Genomic DNA, 15,531 nt, shown 5'->3' on the forward strand with positions numbered 1-15,531 from the left:
TTCACGCCGGCCATGTAGGCCCGCGCCGATTGCACGCGGCGCGGATGCGGGTGATTATTCGACGAGGCCGTGCGACAGCGCCAGGCTTCGCTTCCATCATTCTCAGAATGTCGAGGGCCGATGTATGAACCAGTTGAGCGTGGACCTCTACCAGAGCGCTACCAACCCGGACAAATTTCTGGCGATTCCGGCGGGAGTCGATCCGGGCGAACTCACGGGCCCGATGGTGTTCGACAAGGACTACGCGGAAATCATCCGATACCAGGAGGCATTCCAGTTCGATCCGTCCGAATCGTATGAGGGGGTCAATGCCGCCAAGATCGCCGCAGACATCTTGACCTTGAAGTGGGCGATGTACCGCCGTACCGCGCCAAGGAAGCCTTCAAAGGGATAAGGGCAAGGGCAGGTGGCGCTGGTACATCATGTCCCGGTGCCGCAGCAGGACCTCGTCGAGGGCCGCCTCGGTGGCGGGCTCGCTGAATTCGAAGGCAGCCCGGGTGCCGGCATGCATGGGGCAGACCTCCTGCGGCAGGGGGCGCAGCAGCGCGAGCGCGCTGGCGCTGTAGATGTCGACCGCGCTGAGCTCCCCGCCGACGTAATAGGGGCTGCCCGCTGCGTGTTGCGCCTTCAGCCGGGCAGCCAGCATGGTCAGCAGTTCGACGACGCGTGCCGTTGCCGCGGCGCCGGCTTGCGGGCTGTAGCCGTACTTCTTGCCGATGTACGCCGCCACCTTCGAATCGAACCCGCCCCGCCCGAGAAGCCCGGCCTCGACCAGCTGAAGCCGGCGCGACCACCCCAGGCCTTGCTGCCCCATGATCTCGTGCGCCAGCCCGAACGCCAGCGCCCGATCGGCCGGGTCCTTGGGCAGCAGCGCCGGCGAAGGTGCAAGGCGCTCCGCCAGCAGCAGGATCTCGGCCCACCCGGACCGCGGTGATTCGTCGTCGTAGACCACGACGGGCGCATTGCGCTGGCCGGTCCAGTCCTTGAGCGCCTGGCTGTCGTAAGCCAGGCGGACTCCCGCCCACGGTATTTGCTTGACGTGGAAGATGCCTTTCGCGGCCTCCGACCACGGGCTGGGCACCTGGCCCACGACGACCATCCGGAGCCCGGGGCGGGAGATCGCTTCTTCGACGGTGATGTAGATGTTGCCCATGGCGGGCATGCTAGCCGTTGGCACGAAAAGGGCGAAGCCGTCCGTCCGGTGCGCGTGCTCAAGGAGCATCCTTCGCGCGACGCACGGGACGGCGCAGAAGCGCGCCGCCGACTTCGCGTGCTTGTCGCTCCCGCTCGCGCCGGCGCGACTCCGCGGGATCGGCGACCTTCGCACGCGGCTTGGGATGGAGGTCGCACCACCAGGTTTGCGGAAACATCGGCCCGGTACCCTTCGCGCCGCGGGTCGGGTGGACTTCGATGCCGGTCAGCAGCACGCCGCGGTCATTGATGGCCAGCAGCTTGACCTTGTCCAGCAGCGGGATCACGTAGCTTTCGCCGTTGGCGCCGAGCAGCACGGCGACGCGCTTCATGCCCTTGCGATACACCTGCAGCTCACCGTGGGCCGGGTCGGCCTCGATGTCGTCACGGTGCAGGAGTTGCCCCTCTCGGCGGCATCTGTAAACGATCGCGAACACATGCGGAAAATACTGGATGGACGTACAGTATACGCATGGACCGCGAGATTTGGATTGCCGTTTGCGCCCATCGGCTTCAGCGACAGTGGCGCACCATCGACCCGGATCAGCTCGACGAGCTCGCCGCAGATCTGTGGAAGGACGAGCGCTTGCGAAAGATGGCGCCGGACGAGGCTGCCACGCGATGGCTCGAGCCATTGGCATCCGGCCATGATCAACCGGGTCGGAAGCGCCTCACGGGCTGACGAGCAAGTTATCGACGGATGCGCAGCCAGGGCCAACGCGCGCTGTACGACGCTGCCTTGCGCTCGAACAGATCGCGATGCGGCATCAACGGGTTCATCGTCAACACACCGTCGTACAGCAGCGCAAGGCCGTTCGGTGCATAGAGTTCACCGGGTCGGACACCGACACAGGTGGCGGGAACAAGGAATCGATCGATGCCGTCACGCGCGCTGCGCAGTGCGCCGGCATAGGGCTGCCCGAAGTGCGATTCGTACCAGAGGTGAACGCGCGCCTGGTTCGACGCTTCGATGGTGACGCCGAGGTCGCCCAGCACCTCGTCCACGCGGGCCTGCACGCCACGCTCGGCGGCCTCGCTCGTGTCGCCGGCGTCGAAGTAGAACAGGTCGTAATCCTTGATGTCCGCCTTCGGTTCACGTCCGGACTGCAGGTTCCACACCGTCTGGAACAGGCAGCCGGCCACCAGCCAACCGTCGGGAAGGGCCAAGGCGCTCCAACGGTCGAGGATTGCACTGTTGTGGGCGTTGCTGAGGATGTCGGTGAAGAAGCGGGCTTGCATCGTGATCGGGAAGCAGATGGGCTCTGTGCCGAATTGTCGGATGGTGGCTCGCCACGCGGCCAGAGCGAACGAGAGCAAAGGCCACTGAGCAGCGGCCTCGAGGCTATTCTCGTTCGCAGCTTCGCCTTTCCCAAACGGTAGAAGGTCGAGCGCATTCAATTCTGGCGCGTGCCGATGGCAGCGGCTCCAATCCAGACGCCCAGTCCGACCAGGCAAGCCCAGCAGGCCCAGAACAGTGCCCGCTCCCACCAAAGCGGTGGCCCATCTCGGCTTTCGAGCCTGTATTTCAGGCTCATGCCGAAGCCATGGACAATGAGGCCGACAACCAGAAGCGGCACTGCGTAGTCGCGCAGCCATGGAGGCAATATCGACGAGAGGCCTGCACCCAGGACGATGGCGCCAACGCCGGAAGTCAGCTCCGCCGCCTTGACTACGCCGGTCTCGTGGCCACTCCGACGCATCTCAACCCCGCGTGTCCTTCTTGGTCCATGACATCCGCCCTCGTGTCACTTCGCGGGGGAGGACCGGGTCGCGGTCCATCATCATCTGCATCATCATTTCCATGCGTTTGCTCATGGAGTCCATCTCCATGCCCGTCCCCATGCCGACGCCCGGGCCCACGGAGCCCTTGCCGCCGCGCATCTGGCCCATCATGGACATACCCTCGTGCAGGGCCGGAGCGGGCGGTGGCGTTTGAGCGAGCGCACTCGTGCTGAGAAGGGCGGCAGTGGCGATCGCAAGAAGGGTACGCATGTTACTGAAGTGAAATGAGTGATGGGAGTCGGGCAGTCAATGCGTCAGTTGCAGCAACCGCAGCACCCACCGCGGCGCGTGGATGGCGCAGTTGTCGACGCCGCCTCAGCGGCAACCTGCACGGGGGTGTAGCCCGCTTCGGCAATGACGTTCAGCAGTTCATTGGCGGCAGCCCCGGTCGGCTCGATTCGAACAAGGTGTTGTGCCAGGTCCACGTCCACCTTCGCGCCGGAGTCGACCGAGCGAACGGCCTTCGTGATGGTGCTGGCGCAGTGGCCACAGGTCATGTCTTCGACTCGATAGGTGAGCATCGCAAGTTCCTTTCGCTGTTGATGCCCCAACTCTGAACCCTCCTACCGTTGGAAGGTCAACGCATTTGCAGCGGGTCATTGACGCAAATCAACTGCAACGCCAGCTTCATGCCGCGGGGAGACCGACAAAGGCAACACCCGGGAAGTGTGGGTGTACGACATGCGCGCCAACATGCCGCAGTTCGGCAAGCGCACGCCCTTCACCCGCGACTACTTCCGCACGCCGCCTGAAGCGCCCGCCAGCCAGCCGCGTGACAAGTTCGAAGACGTGTTCGGCAGCGACCCATTCGGCGGGTCCGCCGCGTCGGCCGCGCGCCAGGACACCGGCGCTACGGGCCGCTGGCGCCGCTTCACACGCGAGCAGATCGCGCAACGTGGAGACAACCTCGACATCAGCTGGCTCAAGGACGACACCGCGCAAACTGCGGATGCCCAGCGATCCGGCCATGGTGGACCGCCTGCTGCAGCGCGAGCTGGGCGATGCCATGGCCGAGTTGCGGGCCTTGCTGGAGGAGCTGGGCGAAGACCCGATGCGGCGCTGGACGACCTGCCGCTGGACGAGCCGCAGGCCGACGCCAGCAACTGTCGCAAGAGTTTGGCCGGGGCTTCGAATCGCGCAACCTGCGCCGCATGGCGAAGTACGCGCAAGCCTTCCCCGACGCGGCGATAGTGTCGACGCTGTTGACACAATTGAGCTGGAGTCATGTGGTGGCCATCGTGGCGCTCAAGTCGCCGGGGGCCCGTTCCTTCTATGCCCAGCGCGCCGCGCAAAAGGCAGGAGCGTGTGGGAACTAAGCCACCAAATCGAACGCAAGGCCTTCGAGCGCACGGAGATCGCCGCCTCCCAGGCGCGGGCGCTGCCGGCAACGCCCGCGCAGGTCTTCAAGGACCCGTACTTCCTGGACTTCCTGGGCCTGCGCCAAGGCCATGACGAAGCCGACCTCGAAGCCGACCTCGAAGCCGCCATCCTGCGTCAGCTGGAAGCCTTCATCCTGGAACTGGGCCGCGGCTTCGCCTTCATCGAACGGCAAAAGCGCCTAGTTGATCGACAGTGAGGACTTCTCCCTCGACCTGCTGTTCTTCCACCACCGGCTGCGCCTCCTCGTGACCATCGAACTCAAGCTCGGCCGCTTCAAGGCTGCGCAAAATGGCCAGATGGAGCTGTACCTTAAGTGGCTGGACAAGCACGAACGCCAGGCGGGCGAAGAAGCGCCCATCGGCCTGATCCTGTGCGCCGAATCCAGCCGCGAGCAGGTGGAGCTGCTGCAGATGCACGAGGACGGCATCACCGTGGCCGAGTACTGGACGGAGCTGCCGCCGAAGGCGGAGTTGGAGCGGCAGCTGCATGCGACGCTGGTGGAGGCGCGGGAGAGCTTGGCGCGGCGGGGGATGTTGTTTTGCCAGGTAGCGCACGTCGTTCAGATTGATTCCCATAGGTCGAACGCTGATGGAGCGCAGGACCGGGTACTGTGTCTGTCCCACCAACTTTCTCAGATCAAACCGATAGTGTGTGTACTCCGCGTGCAAACGCCCGGACACTCATGGGGTGTTCACGTCGCATCTCAAAGGAGCCATCGAAAGCAGTGATCAAGGTCCCGTCGGGCCGCCGCACCTTGTGCTGAGAGCTCGCGATTCATCCCTCCCGCTCGTCCTCACGGACAACGAAGACATCGAGGCCATTTGCGCGCTGGTTCACGCGGGCCGGGCAAAGGCCGTGGTGCAGGTGGTTGCCAATCCCTCGGGGGGTGTGCCGTTGCCGGGCCTCGTGGTGAGTGAGATCACTCCATCGGGCTGGCTTGCACTCGAAGAGAGGAAGGGCAAACCGTGACTCTGCGCCGCCTCCCCTGCACAAGAGCCACACAAAATCAGCCTCGCTCGCCCCCCAGCAGCGCCAGCGCATCATCCCGCCACCACCCCACCGCCGCGAAGTAGCCTTCCCACACGCATCCTTCGCATCCCCGCCCGCAGCAGCTGGTAGGTTCCTCCGGCGGTTCCCGAAAACCTTCAACGCCCTCGGCCCGGAGGCGGCCCTCGATCTCTCGCAAGACCTTGCGGGCCGAGAACGCATCGGTGACGGGAGGCAGTGGCACACACCCATCCTAGCGACCTCGGGGCCCGGGGCCGGCCGCGCGGGCATTCGGCCCGGCGCTGCCTGCCGCTACTGCGCCTCGATGTTCGCCGCCTTCATCAGCTTCTCGGTCAGCGCGATCTCCGCCTGCAGGCTCTGCGCAAACTCCTCCGGCGTGCTGGGCACCACGGTCGTGCCGGAGGCTTCCAGCTTCTCGCGCACATCCGGCATGGCGAGCGCCTTGGCGAGCGCATCGCGCACCTTGTGCACCACGGGGGCCGGTGTGCCCTTGGGCACGGCCAGGCCGCCGAAGGAGACGAGGGCGATGCCGGGGATGCCGGCCTCGGCGAGCGTGGGCACCTTGTCGAGCCGGGCGTTGCGCTTGGGCGAGAGCACGGCCAGCGGCCTGAGCTTGCCACCCTGGATGTGGGGCAGCGAAGGGCTGACGAGCGCAATGGCAAAGTCGACCTGCTTGCCGGCGACCGCATTGGTGGACTCCGAGGCGCCCTTGTACGGCACGTGCAGCGCCTGGGCGCCGGTGGCGGCGAGCAGGAGCTCGGCGCCCATGTGCGACGGGCTGCCGACGCCGCCGGAGGCATAGGCGAGCTTGCCCGGGCTCGCGCGCAGGCGCTCGATGAGCTCCTTGACGCTCGCGATGCCCGAGTCGGGGTTCACCACGATCACGGAGTCGGACTGGCTGATTCGGCCCACGTGGACGAAGTCCTTCATGACGTCGAAGCCCGGGTTGCGGTACATGCGCATGTTGGTCGCCATGGGCGAGCCCGAATAGACCCAGGTGTAGCCGTCGGCGGGTGCCTTGGCGGCGAGCTGCGCGCCCAGGTTGCCGGCGACGCCGCCGCGGTTCTCGATGACGACGGGCTGGTCCAGGATCTTCGACATGGCCTCGCCGGTGATGCGCACGGTGGTGTCGGGCGCGGTGCCGGCGAGGTAGGGCACGATCCACTTGATGGGGCGCGAAGGGTAGTCCTGCTGCGCCTGTGCGCCGCTGGCGGCGGCAAGCGCGGCGCCGGCGAAGAAGAGGGCCGAGGCGGCCTTGCGGGTGATGGCTTTCATGTCGTGTCTCCTTTGAGTCTCTATCGGGTCAGCGCAGGGCTCCGCCCAGCAGTTCGCGGGCAATGGTGTTGCGCTGGATTTCGCTGGTGCCGGTGAGCACGCGGTACATGCGCAGCAGGCGGAACAAGAATTCGACGCGGCTGCCCTGGACGATGCCCTCGCCGCCATGCACCTGCACGGCGCGGTCGGCGATGCGGAAGGCGGTCTCGGAGCAGAAGAGCTTGGCCATGGAGGCATCGGCGCGCGCCTCGCCGCCGGCGTCGAGGGTGCGGGCCACGCTCAGCATGAGCGCGCGGGCGGCGGCAAGCTCGGTGGCCATGTCGGCCAGCATGTGCTGCACCGCCTGGAAGGCGCCGATGGGCTGGCCGAACTGGCGCCGCCGCGTGGCGTGGGCCATCGAATCCTGCAGCGCGAGGCGCGCGAGGCCGAGCATCGCCGGGCAGTGCAGCAAGCGGTTGACGGTGATGCGGCCGAGCGCGAGCCCCAGGCCCTTGCCCTGTTCGCCGATGAGGTTGGCGGCGGGGATGCGGCAGTCGCTGAGGATGATGTTGCCGGTGCTGGCCTGGCCGGCCATCGTCTTGTAGCCGCTCTCGACGCGGAAGCCGGGGCGGTCGCGCTCGACGAAGAAGGCAGTGGTCTCGCGGCGCGCGGGGTCGTCGCTGGTGGAGGCGATGACGACGGCCATGTCGCAGAAGGGCGAGCCGGAGATGAAGCGCTTGGTGCCGTTGAGCACGAACTCGTCGCCCACGCGCTCGGCGCGGGTCTGCACGGCGCCGGCGTCCGAGCCGGCCTCGGGCTCGGTGATGGCGAAGCAGATGGCCTTCTCGGCGCGGGCCACGGGGAGGATGAAGCGCTCCATCTGGTCGGGCGTGGCCTGCTTCGCCAGCGCGCCGACGCGGGGCGGGCCCGAGAGCTCGCCGAGCACGTGCGCGGCCAGGGGGGAGCCGGTGGCGTAGATGGCCTCCTTGATGAGGCAGTGGTCGAGCACGCTGAAGCCGGCGCCGCCGAGCTTCTTCGGCAGGGTGATGCCGTAGAAGCCCTGGTCGCGCGAACGGCGCCAGACCTCTTCGAGCAGCGGGCGGGGTGCGCCGGATTCGTAGCTGATGCCGTGCTCGGCCACGAGAGGCTGCAACTCGTCGTGGACGAAGGTCTCGACACGCGCGATGAACGCGCGGGCGGCTTCGGAGCCTTCGAAAGGCGCGGCGGTGGTGCTGCTGCGCTGCGCGGCGGGGGTGGTGGTGGCGTCCATGGTGGTCTTCCGATCAGTTGACGCGCCGTTCGCGGCCGCGCCAGTAGGGCTCGCGCACATCCTTGCGTGAGAGCTTGCCGTTTGCGTTCTTGGGCAGGTGCTCGGTGAAATCGACCGAGCGTGGGCGCTTGAAGTCGGCGAGCCGGCCGCGGCAGAAATCCATCAGCTCGCCGGCCTCGGCGCGGGCACCTTCGCGCAGCACGACGACGGCCTTGACCGATTCGCCCCAGTGGTCGTCGGGCACGCCGATGACGCAGACCTCGTACACCGCGTCGTGCTGCGCGAGCACGGCCTCGACCTCGGTGGGGTAGACGTTGAAGCCGCCGGAGACCAGCATCTCCTTCTTGCGGTCGACGATGTGGATGTAGCCCTCCCGGTCCACGCGGGCGAGGTCGCCGGTGTGCAGCCAGCCGTCTTCGCCCAGGGCCTCGCGGGTGGGCTCGGGCGCGCGCCAGAAGCCGGCGAAGACGTCGGGGCCGCGCACGCAGATCTCGCCGATCTCGTCGCCCTCGACGGGGCGGCCTTGCGCATCGAGCACCTGCACGTCGGATTCGCAGGCGGGGCGGCCGCAGGCGGACAGCAGCTCGGGGCGGCCGCCTTCGATGGCGAGCGCATGGTCGTCGATGCCGAGGGCGATGACGCCGCCGGTGGTCTCGCCGGCGCCGTAGCCCTGGGCCAGCACCGGGCCGAAAGCGGCCCAGGCCTCGCGGATGCGCGAGGGCGACATCGGCGCGGCGCCATAGGAGACCAGGCGCAGGCTGCTCAGGTCGCGGGTGCGGATGCCGGGCTCGGCCAGCAGGGCGTTGATCATCGCGGGGACGAAGAAGCACATGGTGACGCGGTGCTTCTCGATCGCCTCGAGGATCTCGGCCGGCTGGAAGCGTTCCATCAGCAGCACGGTAACGCCCTGGTAGAGCATGGGCTGGATGAACATGCCGCTCGCGTGGGTGATGGGACCGCACAGCATCAGCACGTCGTTGCGCTGCGCATGCATGCGGCCCATGACGATCTTGCGCAGCGAGGCCATGCGGTTGCCGACGGTCTGCATCGCGGCCTTGAGCTTGCCGGTGGAGCCGGAGGTGTAGTGCAGCACGGCGAGCTCGTCGGGGCGCATCTCGACGTGGATGTGCGCGTCGCAGGCCTGGGCCAGCAGGGCTTCGTAGTCGAGCCAGCCGCCCTCGGCCGGTGCGGGCGCGAAGGCGATGCGGTGCTTGAGGCCCGGCACGGGGGCGCCGGCTTCGTCCACCATGGCGCGGTGCTCGGGGCCGGCCAGGCAGGCGGCCGGCTCGGCATTGGCAAGCGCGTCGGCCAGCTCGGCCGGCGCCAGGCGCGCGTTGAGGGCGACCTTGACCAGGCCGGCCTTGTAGAGCGCGCATTCGAGCTCGACGATCTCCGGCCGGTTGGGGGAAACCACGGCGACCCGATCGCCGCGCTGCAGGCCGAGTGCGAGCAGGGCGTGCGCAAGGCGGTTGGATCGGCGCTCGAGCTCCGCGTAGCTCAGCGCGCGGTCGCGAAAGAGGATGGCGGGCCGATCGGCCCAGAAGCGCGCACTGCGCGCGGTGTACATGCCAAGGTTCATGTCGTGTCTCCGGTGTGTCTTCGTCTGGCTGGCAGTCTAGGAAACAAGGGGGTGCCGATGGATAAGGGAAGGGCCGGCTTTGATAAGCTGGCGTGATCACCCGGCGGGGGCCTCGGAGACATCCACATGGGCGTGCGGCTCGACGACATCGACTACTTCCTGGCGGTCGCTGCGCACGGCAAGGTGCGGGCCGCCGCCGCGGCGCTGAACGTGTCGCAACCGGCGATCACGCAGGGCCTGCAGCGGCTCGAAAAGGAGCTGGGCTTTCCGCTCTTCGAGCGCAGCAGCCGCGGCATGCAGCTCACCGCCGTGGCCACGCAGTTCCGCGAGCGCACGCAGGCGCTGCGGGCGAGCCTCGGCGATGCGATCAAGGAGGCGGCCGACACGCACCTGGGCGAGCTGGGGCTGCTGCGGGTGGGCGTGTCGCCGCTCTATGCGCAGCGGCTGTTCGTGCCGGCGACGGTGGCGCTGCACCGGCAGAGGCCGGCGGCACGGCTGCGGCTGATGCTCAACCTGAACGATGCGCTGGTGGCGGCGCTGCGGCTGGGCGATATCGACCTGTCGATCAACGCGCTGCCCGGCGTGACCCCGCCGGACCTGCACGCGCTGCCGCTGATGGACGACGCGCTGTGCCTGGTGGTGCGCGAGCACCACCCGCTGCTGTCCAGGCGGCGCCTGCGGCTGGCGGACCTGGTCGATGCGCAGTGGATCCTGCCCGGGCCGGCGGTCGCGGCGCGGCGCAGCATCGAGGGGCGGCTGGCCGAGGCCGGGCTGCCGCCGCCGCGGGTGACGGTGGAGGTGAGCAACACGGCGGGCGGGCAGCTCAACCGGCTGGTCGCGCAGAGCGACCTGGTGTCGATCATGAGCGAGTCGCACCTGGGCATGGTGAGCGGCCAGGGGCTGGCGCCGCTGCCGATGGCGGAGGCGCGCTTTGCCCGCACCATCGGCGCGCTGACACGCAAGGGGGCGGCGCTGCCGCCGCTGGCGCAGCGCTTCATGGAGCTGCTGGAAGAGACGGCACGCGGCGAGGCGGGACCGGCGCGGCGTGGCGCGAGACGGCCGCCGCGGGCCTGAGTGCCGCGATGCCTACGACCGGCAGGGGATGTTCTTCATCGCCGAATCGCGATCGGACGACGACAGCGCCGGCCCGCGCCTACTTCCGCGCGAACAAGGGTTGCTCGAAGTGCGCGACGCGCGTCATGCGCCCGGCAAGGCACCACTCGCGAAACTGGTAGAGAAAAGCGGCCGTCGGCGCCGCGATCCAGGTGTCGCCGACGGGCATGCGCAGCACCGGATGCACGCTGTCCTCGATCGCGTCCAGCAGCGGCGCATCCGCGCGCATGAACTCGGCGATGGGGATGCGGTGGATGCTCTCGACCTCGGCCTCGCTCGGCACCAGCTCGCGCGCGGCGCCGGCCCAGACGACGACCGGCGTGATGGCAAAGCCGGAGTGCGTCGCGAAGTCGTCGAGGCGCCCGAGGACCGCCGATTCGTCGAGCTGCAGGCCGACTTCTTCGTGGAGCTCGCGCAGCGCGGCCTGCTCGGGCGTTTCGTCGCCGTCGATGCTTCCGCCGGGCAGGGCCCACTGCCGCGGATGGTTGCGCATGTGCGTGGGGCGCCGCGTCAGCAGCACGGCGGCTTCGCGGCTCCACGCCGTCGGCGCGGGGATGCCGGGGAGCGCGGCGCCGAAGCCCTCCTCGACGATCGCCAATGCGACGGCGGCACGGCGGGGGCCGGGCGCAGGAAGCGGCTGCAGCGCGAAGCACCGCAGTCGTTCGGCGATCGATTCGCGCAGGGTGTGGTCGAGCTGCATGACTACTCCTTCGGCTCCAGCGCAGCCAGCAGGATCGCCAGGCGGGCATCGAGTGCCGCGAGATCCGCGGACTTGATCGAGGCCAGCAGCCGCTGCTCGTTGGCCACGTGAGCGTCGACCGCGCGATCGATCAGCTTCAGCCCCGCCGCCGTCAGCTGCACCAGCATGCTGCGCGCGTCGTCGCGGTTGGGCACGCGCTTGACCAGGCTGCGCGACTCCAGGCCCTTGAGGCGGTGGGTCATGGTGCCCGAGCTGATCATCAGCGACGAGAAAAGCTCCGTGGGTGCCAGGCAATAGGGCGCGCCCGAGCGGCGCAGCGTGGCCAGCACGTCGAACTCCCAGCGCGTCATGCCGAAGTCGGCGAAGCAGCGGTCGAGCTCGCGCTGCAGCAGCGCCGCGCAGCGCTTGATGCGGCCGATGGTGCCCATCGCGCCCACGTCGAGGTCCGGGCGCTCGCGCCGCCACTGGTCGAGGATGGCATCGACCGCGTCCGCGGCCCGCTTCTTCGCAGCCATGCAAAAAGCCCCGTTTATCTTGATGTCGAGATTATCTGCTACGCTCAATTTATCTTGAACTAGAGACAAATCCATGTCCAGCACCCAAGCTTCCGTCTCCTGGGGAGATGTCCTGCTGACCGCCTTCGCCCCGGCCATCTGGGGCTCGACCTACATCGTGGCCACCGAGCTGCTGCCGCCTGACCGCCCCTTCACCGCGGCGCTGCTGCGCGCGCTGCCGGCGGGGCTGCTGCTGGTGCTGTTCAGCCGCCGGCTGCCGGCGCGGGGCGAGTGGGGCCGCGTGCTCGTGCTGTCGGCGCTGAACATCGGCTTCTTCCAGGCGCTGCTGTTCGTGGCGGCCTACCGCTTGCCGGGCGGGCTCGCGGCGGTGGTGGGCGCGATCCAGCCGCTGCTGGTGATGGGGCTGGCCTGGGCGCTGGACCACCGGCGCCCGCCGCAGCTCGCGGTCGGCGCGGCGGTGCTGGGCATCGCGGGCATGGCGGCACTGCTGCTGTCGCCGGGCTCGGCGTGGGATGGCGTCGGCATCGCCGCCGCGCTGGCGGGCGCGGCGCTCATGGCCGCCGGCACCTACCTCACCCGGCGCTGGCAGCCGCGCATGCCGGTGCTGGCCCTCACGGGCTGGCAGTTGCTGCTGGGCGGGTTGATCCTGCTGCCCATGACCTGGGCCTTCGATCCGCCGCTGCCGGTGCTGACCGCCACGCAGGTCGGGGCCTATGCGTATCTCTCGATCGCCGGTGCGCTGGTGGCCTATGCGCTGTGGTTCCGCGGGATCGCGCGGCTGTCGCCGGTGGCGGTGTCGTCGCTCGGGCTGTTGAGCCCGCTCACGGCGGTGCTGCTGGGGTGGGCACTGCTGGGGCAGGCGATGCGCGGGCTTTCCTTCGTCGGACTGGTGGCGGTGCTGGTGAGCATTCTGGCGGTGCAGTGGGCGATGAGCCAGGGGCCGGGGCGCGGCGTGGAGGTGCGGGTGGCCGGGTGAGGGGGCGAGCCGGGCGCTTTCAGCCTTCCTCGACGAAGGCCTCTTCGCGCTTGGACTTCACGGCGGGCATCAGGACGATGACGAGCAGCAGCATGGCGGCAATCAACAGGCCGGCCGAAATGGGGCGCGTGACCAGCACGTCCCATGAGCCGCGCGACAGCAGGAGCGCGCGGCGCAGGTTCTCTTCCATCATCGGCCCGAGGATCAGCCCCAGCAGCAGCGGCGCCGGCTCGCAGCCCAGCTTGTGGAAGGCATAGCCGACGATGCCGAACAGGCCCACCATCCAGACGTCGAAGGTGTTGTTGTTGGTCGAGTAGACGCCGATGGCGCAGAACAGCACGATGGCCGGGAACAGCCAGCGGTAGGGGATCGACAGGAACTTGATCCAGATGCCGATCAGCGGCAGGTTGAGCACCACCAGCATCAGGTTGCCGATCCACATCGAGGCGATGAGGCCCCAGAAGAGCTCGGGGTTGCTGGTCATCACCTGCGGGCCGGGCTGGATGTTGTGGATGGTCATCGCACCCACCATCAGCGCCATCACCGGATTGCCGGGAATGCCGAGCGTGAGCAGCGGGATGAAGGAGGTCTGCGCGCCGGCATTGTTGGCGGACTCGGGGCCGGCCACGCCGCGGATGTTGCCCTGCCCGAACGGCACTTCGCCCGGCTTGCGGCTGAGCTTTTTCTCCAGCGTGTAGGAGGCGAAGGCCGACAGCAGCGAGCCGCCGCCCGGCAGGATGCCCAGGCAGCAACCGAGCGTGGTGCCGCGCAGCGCCGCGGGCACGATGTTCTTGAAGTCCTCGCGGGTCGGCCAGAGCCCGTGGACTTCGGCGGTGTAGATCTGCCGCTCTTCGTCGGGCTTCGACAGGTTGGCAATGATCTCGCCATAGCCGAACACGCCCATCGCGATGGCGATGAAGCTGATGCCGTCGGTGAGCTCGGGGATGTCGAAGCTGAAGCGCGCAACGCCCGAGTTCACGTCGGTGCCGACCAGGCCCAGCAGCAGGCCGAGAAGGATCATGCAGATGGCCTTGAGCAGCGAGCCCGAGGCCAGCACCACCGCGCCGATCAGGCCCAGCACCATCAGCGAGAAGTACTCGGCCGGGCCGAACTTGAAGGCCAGTTCCGTGAGCGGCGGCGCGAAGGCCGCGAGCACCAGCGTGGCGACGCTGCCGGCGAAGAAGGAGCCCAGCCCCGCGGTGGCCAGCGCAGCGCCCGCCCGCCCCCGTTTGGCCATCTGGTGCCCGTCGATCACCGTCACGACCGACGAGGACTCGCCCGGGAGGTTGACCAGGATGGCCGTGGTGGAGCCGCCGTACTGCGAGCCGTAGTAAATGCCGGCCAGCATGATGAGCGCGGCCACCGGCGGCAACGCATAGGTCACCGGCAGCAGCATGGCGATGGTGGGCACGGGGCCGATGCCGGGCAGCACGCCGATCAGCGTGCCCAGCAGGCAGCCGACGAAGGCGTAGACGAGGTTCTGCAGCGTGAAGGCGGCGTTGAAGCCGAGCGCGAGATGATCGAGGAGTTCCATGGCGGCGCGTGCTTCAGCCGGTGATGAAGGAGGGCCAGACCTGGAACTGCAGGCTGAGGCCGAGGATGAAGACGAGGTAGCTGCCGATCGCCAGGATGGTGGCCAGGATCAGTGCCGATTTCATGCGGAAGCTGCTGCCGGCAAGGCTGGCGACCACGACCAGCGCATAGATCGCGACGATCAGGCCCATGGCCGGCACGCCGATGCTCGGCAGCCCGCCCAGCATCAAGCCGAAGACCAGGTTGGCACCGATGATGAGCAGCAGCGGCTTCCAGGCGATGCGGCCGATGGGCTCGCCGTCGGCCGTGTCCACGGTCAGCGCGCCGAGGATCACGCCCAGGCCCAGTATGCCCAGGAGCACGCCCAGCATGAGAGGGAAGTAGCCGGGGCCCATGCGCGCGCCGCTGCCGATGCTGTAGTTGGTGGCGCCTATCGCGAAGGCGGCGCCGACGGAGACGAACATCAACCCTGAGAAAAAGTCTCGGTGGCTCCTGATTTTCATGAGGTGTGCACTTTCGAAGGAACTGAAAAAGGGGAGGGCGACCGCTTGCCAAGCAGGTGCCGGGCGGCCCGTGCGGGACGTGATGACCCACGGTCGGAGCGACGCCACGTCCCGCATGCGGATGCAGGCCCGTCGAAGGCGCCGCGATCGAATTTACATCATGCTATGAGGCTTTTTACCTCACAGTATGAGTAATTACCCTCGGCCCGAGCTCAGCGTCGGGTCAGGCGGCATCCGGGCGTGGCTTGCTACATTGCGGGAAATCCAACAGGTAGAACGACGATGTCCAAGAACGAGCAGAGCGCGTCGAAGCTGCGCCTGGAAGCGCTGTCGGAGTTCAGGTTCCGGCTGCGCAGCTTCCTGCGCTTCAGCGAGGATGCGGCGCGCGATGCCGGCATCACGGTGCTGCAATACCAGGTGCTTCTGCATACGCAGGGGTTCCCGGGCCGCGAATGGGCCTCGGTGGGCGAGATCGCCGAGCGGCTGCAGGCGCAGCCGCACGGGGTGGTGGCGCTGGTGTCTCGCTGCGAGGAAGCGGGCCTGGTCAGGCGCAAGCCCAGCACCGTCGATCGCCGGCTGGTCGAGGTGCACCTGACGCCCAAGGGGCGCAAGGTGCTGGCGCAGCTCGCACAGCAGCACGCGCTGGAGCTGTCGCACCTGGCCGAGGCGGTCCGCCTCGCGAACGAGATCCGGGGCGAAATCGAGGACGGCGAGGCATAGGCGGGGG

At 68.2% G+C, this 15,531-nt stretch carries 23 protein-coding genes; 8 read left to right on the top strand and 15 right to left on the bottom strand.

Annotated features, from left to right (window positions below; genetic code table 11):
* The first annotated feature begins 124 nt into the window (after positions 1 to 124).
* On the top strand, positions 125 to 394 hold the full coding sequence (locus AC3A6Y_RS03235) for a hypothetical protein (protein ID WP_487866789.1): 270 nt from the start codon (positions 125 to 127) through the stop codon (positions 392 to 394).
* Here AC3A6Y_RS03235 and AC3A6Y_RS03240 read toward each other — a convergent pair.
* Both AC3A6Y_RS03240 and AC3A6Y_RS03245 read right to left on the bottom strand, forming a co-directional pair.
* Positions 383 to 1,153, bottom strand: coding sequence for a glutathione S-transferase family protein (locus AC3A6Y_RS03240; RefSeq protein ID WP_487866790.1), 771 nt, complete (start codon positions 1,151 to 1,153; stop codon positions 383 to 385). The genes AC3A6Y_RS03235 and AC3A6Y_RS03240 overlap by 12 nt on opposite strands.
* Before the next feature lie 58 nt (positions 1,154 to 1,211).
* The gene (locus tag AC3A6Y_RS03245) at positions 1,212 to 1,628 is read right to left on the bottom strand and encodes a hypothetical protein (RefSeq protein WP_487866791.1); all 417 of its coding nucleotides are present in this window, start codon (positions 1,626 to 1,628) and stop codon (positions 1,212 to 1,214) included.
* A gap of 35 nt (positions 1,629 to 1,663) precedes the next feature.
* On the opposite strand from AC3A6Y_RS03245, the gene AC3A6Y_RS03250 reads away from it, so the two are divergent.
* Positions 1,664 to 1,873 (top strand): hypothetical protein, encoded by a 210-nt coding sequence (locus AC3A6Y_RS03250; protein WP_487866792.1) that lies wholly within the window; start codon positions 1,664 to 1,666, stop codon positions 1,871 to 1,873.
* A gap of 8 nt (positions 1,874 to 1,881) precedes the next feature.
* Here AC3A6Y_RS03250 and AC3A6Y_RS03255 read toward each other — a convergent pair whose 3' ends face one another.
* From AC3A6Y_RS03255 to AC3A6Y_RS03275, 5 genes are all read right to left on the bottom strand, one after another.
* Complete coding sequence (locus AC3A6Y_RS03255) at positions 1,882 to 2,430, bottom strand: nucleotidyltransferase family protein (RefSeq protein ID WP_487867786.1); 549 nt, start codon at positions 2,428 to 2,430, stop codon at positions 1,882 to 1,884.
* 155 nt (positions 2,431 to 2,585) lie between these two features.
* Positions 2,586 to 2,891 (bottom strand): hypothetical protein, encoded by a 306-nt coding sequence (locus tag AC3A6Y_RS03260; protein ID WP_487866793.1) that lies wholly within the window; start codon positions 2,889 to 2,891, stop codon positions 2,586 to 2,588.
* Position 2,892: 1 nt separating this feature from the next.
* The gene (locus AC3A6Y_RS03265; RefSeq protein WP_487866794.1) at positions 2,893 to 3,183 is read right to left on the bottom strand and encodes a hypothetical protein; all 291 of its coding nucleotides are present in this window, start codon (positions 3,181 to 3,183) and stop codon (positions 2,893 to 2,895) included.
* A gap of 44 nt (positions 3,184 to 3,227) precedes the next feature.
* Positions 3,228 to 3,494: a heavy-metal-associated domain-containing protein gene (locus AC3A6Y_RS03270; RefSeq protein ID WP_487866795.1), complete on the bottom strand. Its 267-nt coding sequence runs from the start codon at positions 3,492 to 3,494 to the stop codon at positions 3,228 to 3,230.
* 106 nt (positions 3,495 to 3,600) lie between these two features.
* Entirely contained in the window at positions 3,601 to 3,942 is a 342-nt protein-coding gene (locus AC3A6Y_RS03275; RefSeq protein ID WP_487866796.1) for a hypothetical protein, read from the bottom strand.
* 182 nt (positions 3,943 to 4,124) lie between these two features.
* Here AC3A6Y_RS03275 and AC3A6Y_RS03280 point away from each other — a divergent pair, with 182 nt between their 5' ends.
* Genes AC3A6Y_RS03280 through AC3A6Y_RS03290 form a run of 3 tightly spaced genes read left to right on the top strand, consistent with a single transcriptional unit; the run spans position 4,125 to position 5,081 of the window.
* Complete coding sequence (locus tag AC3A6Y_RS03280) at positions 4,125 to 4,289, top strand: DUF1016 N-terminal domain-containing protein (protein WP_487866797.1); 165 nt, start codon at positions 4,125 to 4,127, stop codon at positions 4,287 to 4,289.
* Positions 4,277 to 4,549 carry a PDDEXK nuclease domain-containing protein gene (locus AC3A6Y_RS03285; RefSeq protein WP_487866798.1) on the top strand — a complete coding sequence of 91 codons (273 nt, stop codon included), beginning with the start codon at positions 4,277 to 4,279 and terminating at the stop codon, positions 4,547 to 4,549. Before AC3A6Y_RS03280 ends, AC3A6Y_RS03285 begins: the two co-directional genes overlap by 13 nt.
* Positions 4,536 to 5,081, top strand: coding sequence for a PDDEXK nuclease domain-containing protein (locus AC3A6Y_RS03290; RefSeq protein WP_487866799.1), 546 nt, complete (start codon positions 4,536 to 4,538; stop codon positions 5,079 to 5,081). Before AC3A6Y_RS03285 ends, AC3A6Y_RS03290 begins: the two co-directional genes overlap by 14 nt.
* A 278-nt stretch (positions 5,082 to 5,359) precedes the next feature.
* Here the strand turns inward: AC3A6Y_RS03290 and AC3A6Y_RS03295 are convergent, their stop codons facing one another.
* The 4 genes from AC3A6Y_RS03295 to AC3A6Y_RS03310 all read right to left on the bottom strand — a co-directional run bounded on the left by AC3A6Y_RS03295 (position 5,360) and on the right by AC3A6Y_RS03310 (position 9,464).
* Positions 5,360 to 5,584 carry an oxidoreductase-like domain-containing protein gene (locus AC3A6Y_RS03295; protein ID WP_487866800.1) on the bottom strand — a complete coding sequence of 75 codons (225 nt, stop codon included), beginning with the start codon at positions 5,582 to 5,584 and terminating at the stop codon, positions 5,360 to 5,362.
* Positions 5,585 to 5,652: 68 nt separating this feature from the next.
* On the bottom strand, positions 5,653 to 6,636 hold the full coding sequence (locus tag AC3A6Y_RS03300) for a Bug family tripartite tricarboxylate transporter substrate binding protein (RefSeq protein WP_487866801.1): 984 nt from the start codon (positions 6,634 to 6,636) through the stop codon (positions 5,653 to 5,655).
* Positions 6,637 to 6,664: 28 nt separating this feature from the next.
* Entirely contained in the window at positions 6,665 to 7,885 is a 1,221-nt protein-coding gene (locus tag AC3A6Y_RS03305; protein ID WP_487866802.1) for an acyl-CoA dehydrogenase family protein, read from the bottom strand.
* 13 nt (positions 7,886 to 7,898) lie between these two features.
* Positions 7,899 to 9,464: an AMP-binding protein gene (locus AC3A6Y_RS03310; RefSeq protein WP_487866803.1), complete on the bottom strand. Its 1,566-nt coding sequence runs from the start codon at positions 9,462 to 9,464 to the stop codon at positions 7,899 to 7,901.
* A 126-nt stretch (positions 9,465 to 9,590) separates the two neighbouring features.
* On the opposite strand from AC3A6Y_RS03310, the gene AC3A6Y_RS03315 reads away from it, so the two are divergent.
* A complete protein-coding gene (locus AC3A6Y_RS03315) occupies positions 9,591 to 10,538 on the top strand; it encodes a LysR family transcriptional regulator (protein ID WP_487866804.1) in 948 nt (315 codons plus the stop codon).
* Between the two features lie 79 nt (positions 10,539 to 10,617).
* Here AC3A6Y_RS03315 and AC3A6Y_RS03320 read toward each other — a convergent pair whose 3' ends face one another.
* Both AC3A6Y_RS03320 and AC3A6Y_RS03325 read right to left on the bottom strand, forming a co-directional pair.
* Positions 10,618 to 11,277 carry an NUDIX hydrolase gene (locus AC3A6Y_RS03320; RefSeq protein ID WP_487866805.1) on the bottom strand — a complete coding sequence of 220 codons (660 nt, stop codon included), beginning with the start codon at positions 11,275 to 11,277 and terminating at the stop codon, positions 10,618 to 10,620.
* 2 nt (positions 11,278 to 11,279) lie between these two features.
* Positions 11,280 to 11,792, bottom strand: a complete 513-nt coding sequence (locus AC3A6Y_RS03325; RefSeq protein WP_487866806.1) for a MarR family winged helix-turn-helix transcriptional regulator — start codon at positions 11,790 to 11,792, stop codon at positions 11,280 to 11,282.
* Positions 11,793 to 11,865: 73 nt separating this feature from the next.
* Here AC3A6Y_RS03325 and AC3A6Y_RS03330 point away from each other — a divergent pair, with 73 nt between their 5' ends.
* Complete coding sequence (locus AC3A6Y_RS03330; protein ID WP_487866807.1) at positions 11,866 to 12,768, top strand: EamA family transporter; 903 nt, start codon at positions 11,866 to 11,868, stop codon at positions 12,766 to 12,768.
* A gap of 19 nt (positions 12,769 to 12,787) precedes the next feature.
* Here AC3A6Y_RS03330 and AC3A6Y_RS03335 read toward each other — a convergent pair whose 3' ends face one another.
* Positions 12,788 to 14,302 carry a tripartite tricarboxylate transporter permease gene (locus tag AC3A6Y_RS03335; RefSeq protein ID WP_487866808.1) on the bottom strand — a complete coding sequence of 505 codons (1,515 nt, stop codon included), beginning with the start codon at positions 14,300 to 14,302 and terminating at the stop codon, positions 12,788 to 12,790.
* Positions 14,303 to 14,315: 13 nt separating this feature from the next.
* The gene (locus AC3A6Y_RS03340) at positions 14,316 to 14,804 is read right to left on the bottom strand and encodes a tripartite tricarboxylate transporter TctB family protein (RefSeq protein WP_487866809.1); all 489 of its coding nucleotides are present in this window, start codon (positions 14,802 to 14,804) and stop codon (positions 14,316 to 14,318) included.
* 282 nt (positions 14,805 to 15,086) lie between these two features.
* Between AC3A6Y_RS03340 and AC3A6Y_RS03345 the strand changes: the two genes are divergently transcribed.
* Positions 15,087 to 15,524: a MarR family winged helix-turn-helix transcriptional regulator gene (locus AC3A6Y_RS03345; protein WP_487866810.1), complete on the top strand. Its 438-nt coding sequence runs from the start codon at positions 15,087 to 15,089 to the stop codon at positions 15,522 to 15,524.
* Positions 15,525 to 15,531: the final 7 nt, after the last annotated feature.

The sequence above is a fragment of the Variovorax sp. Soil_C_17 genome (assembly GCF_057657265.1).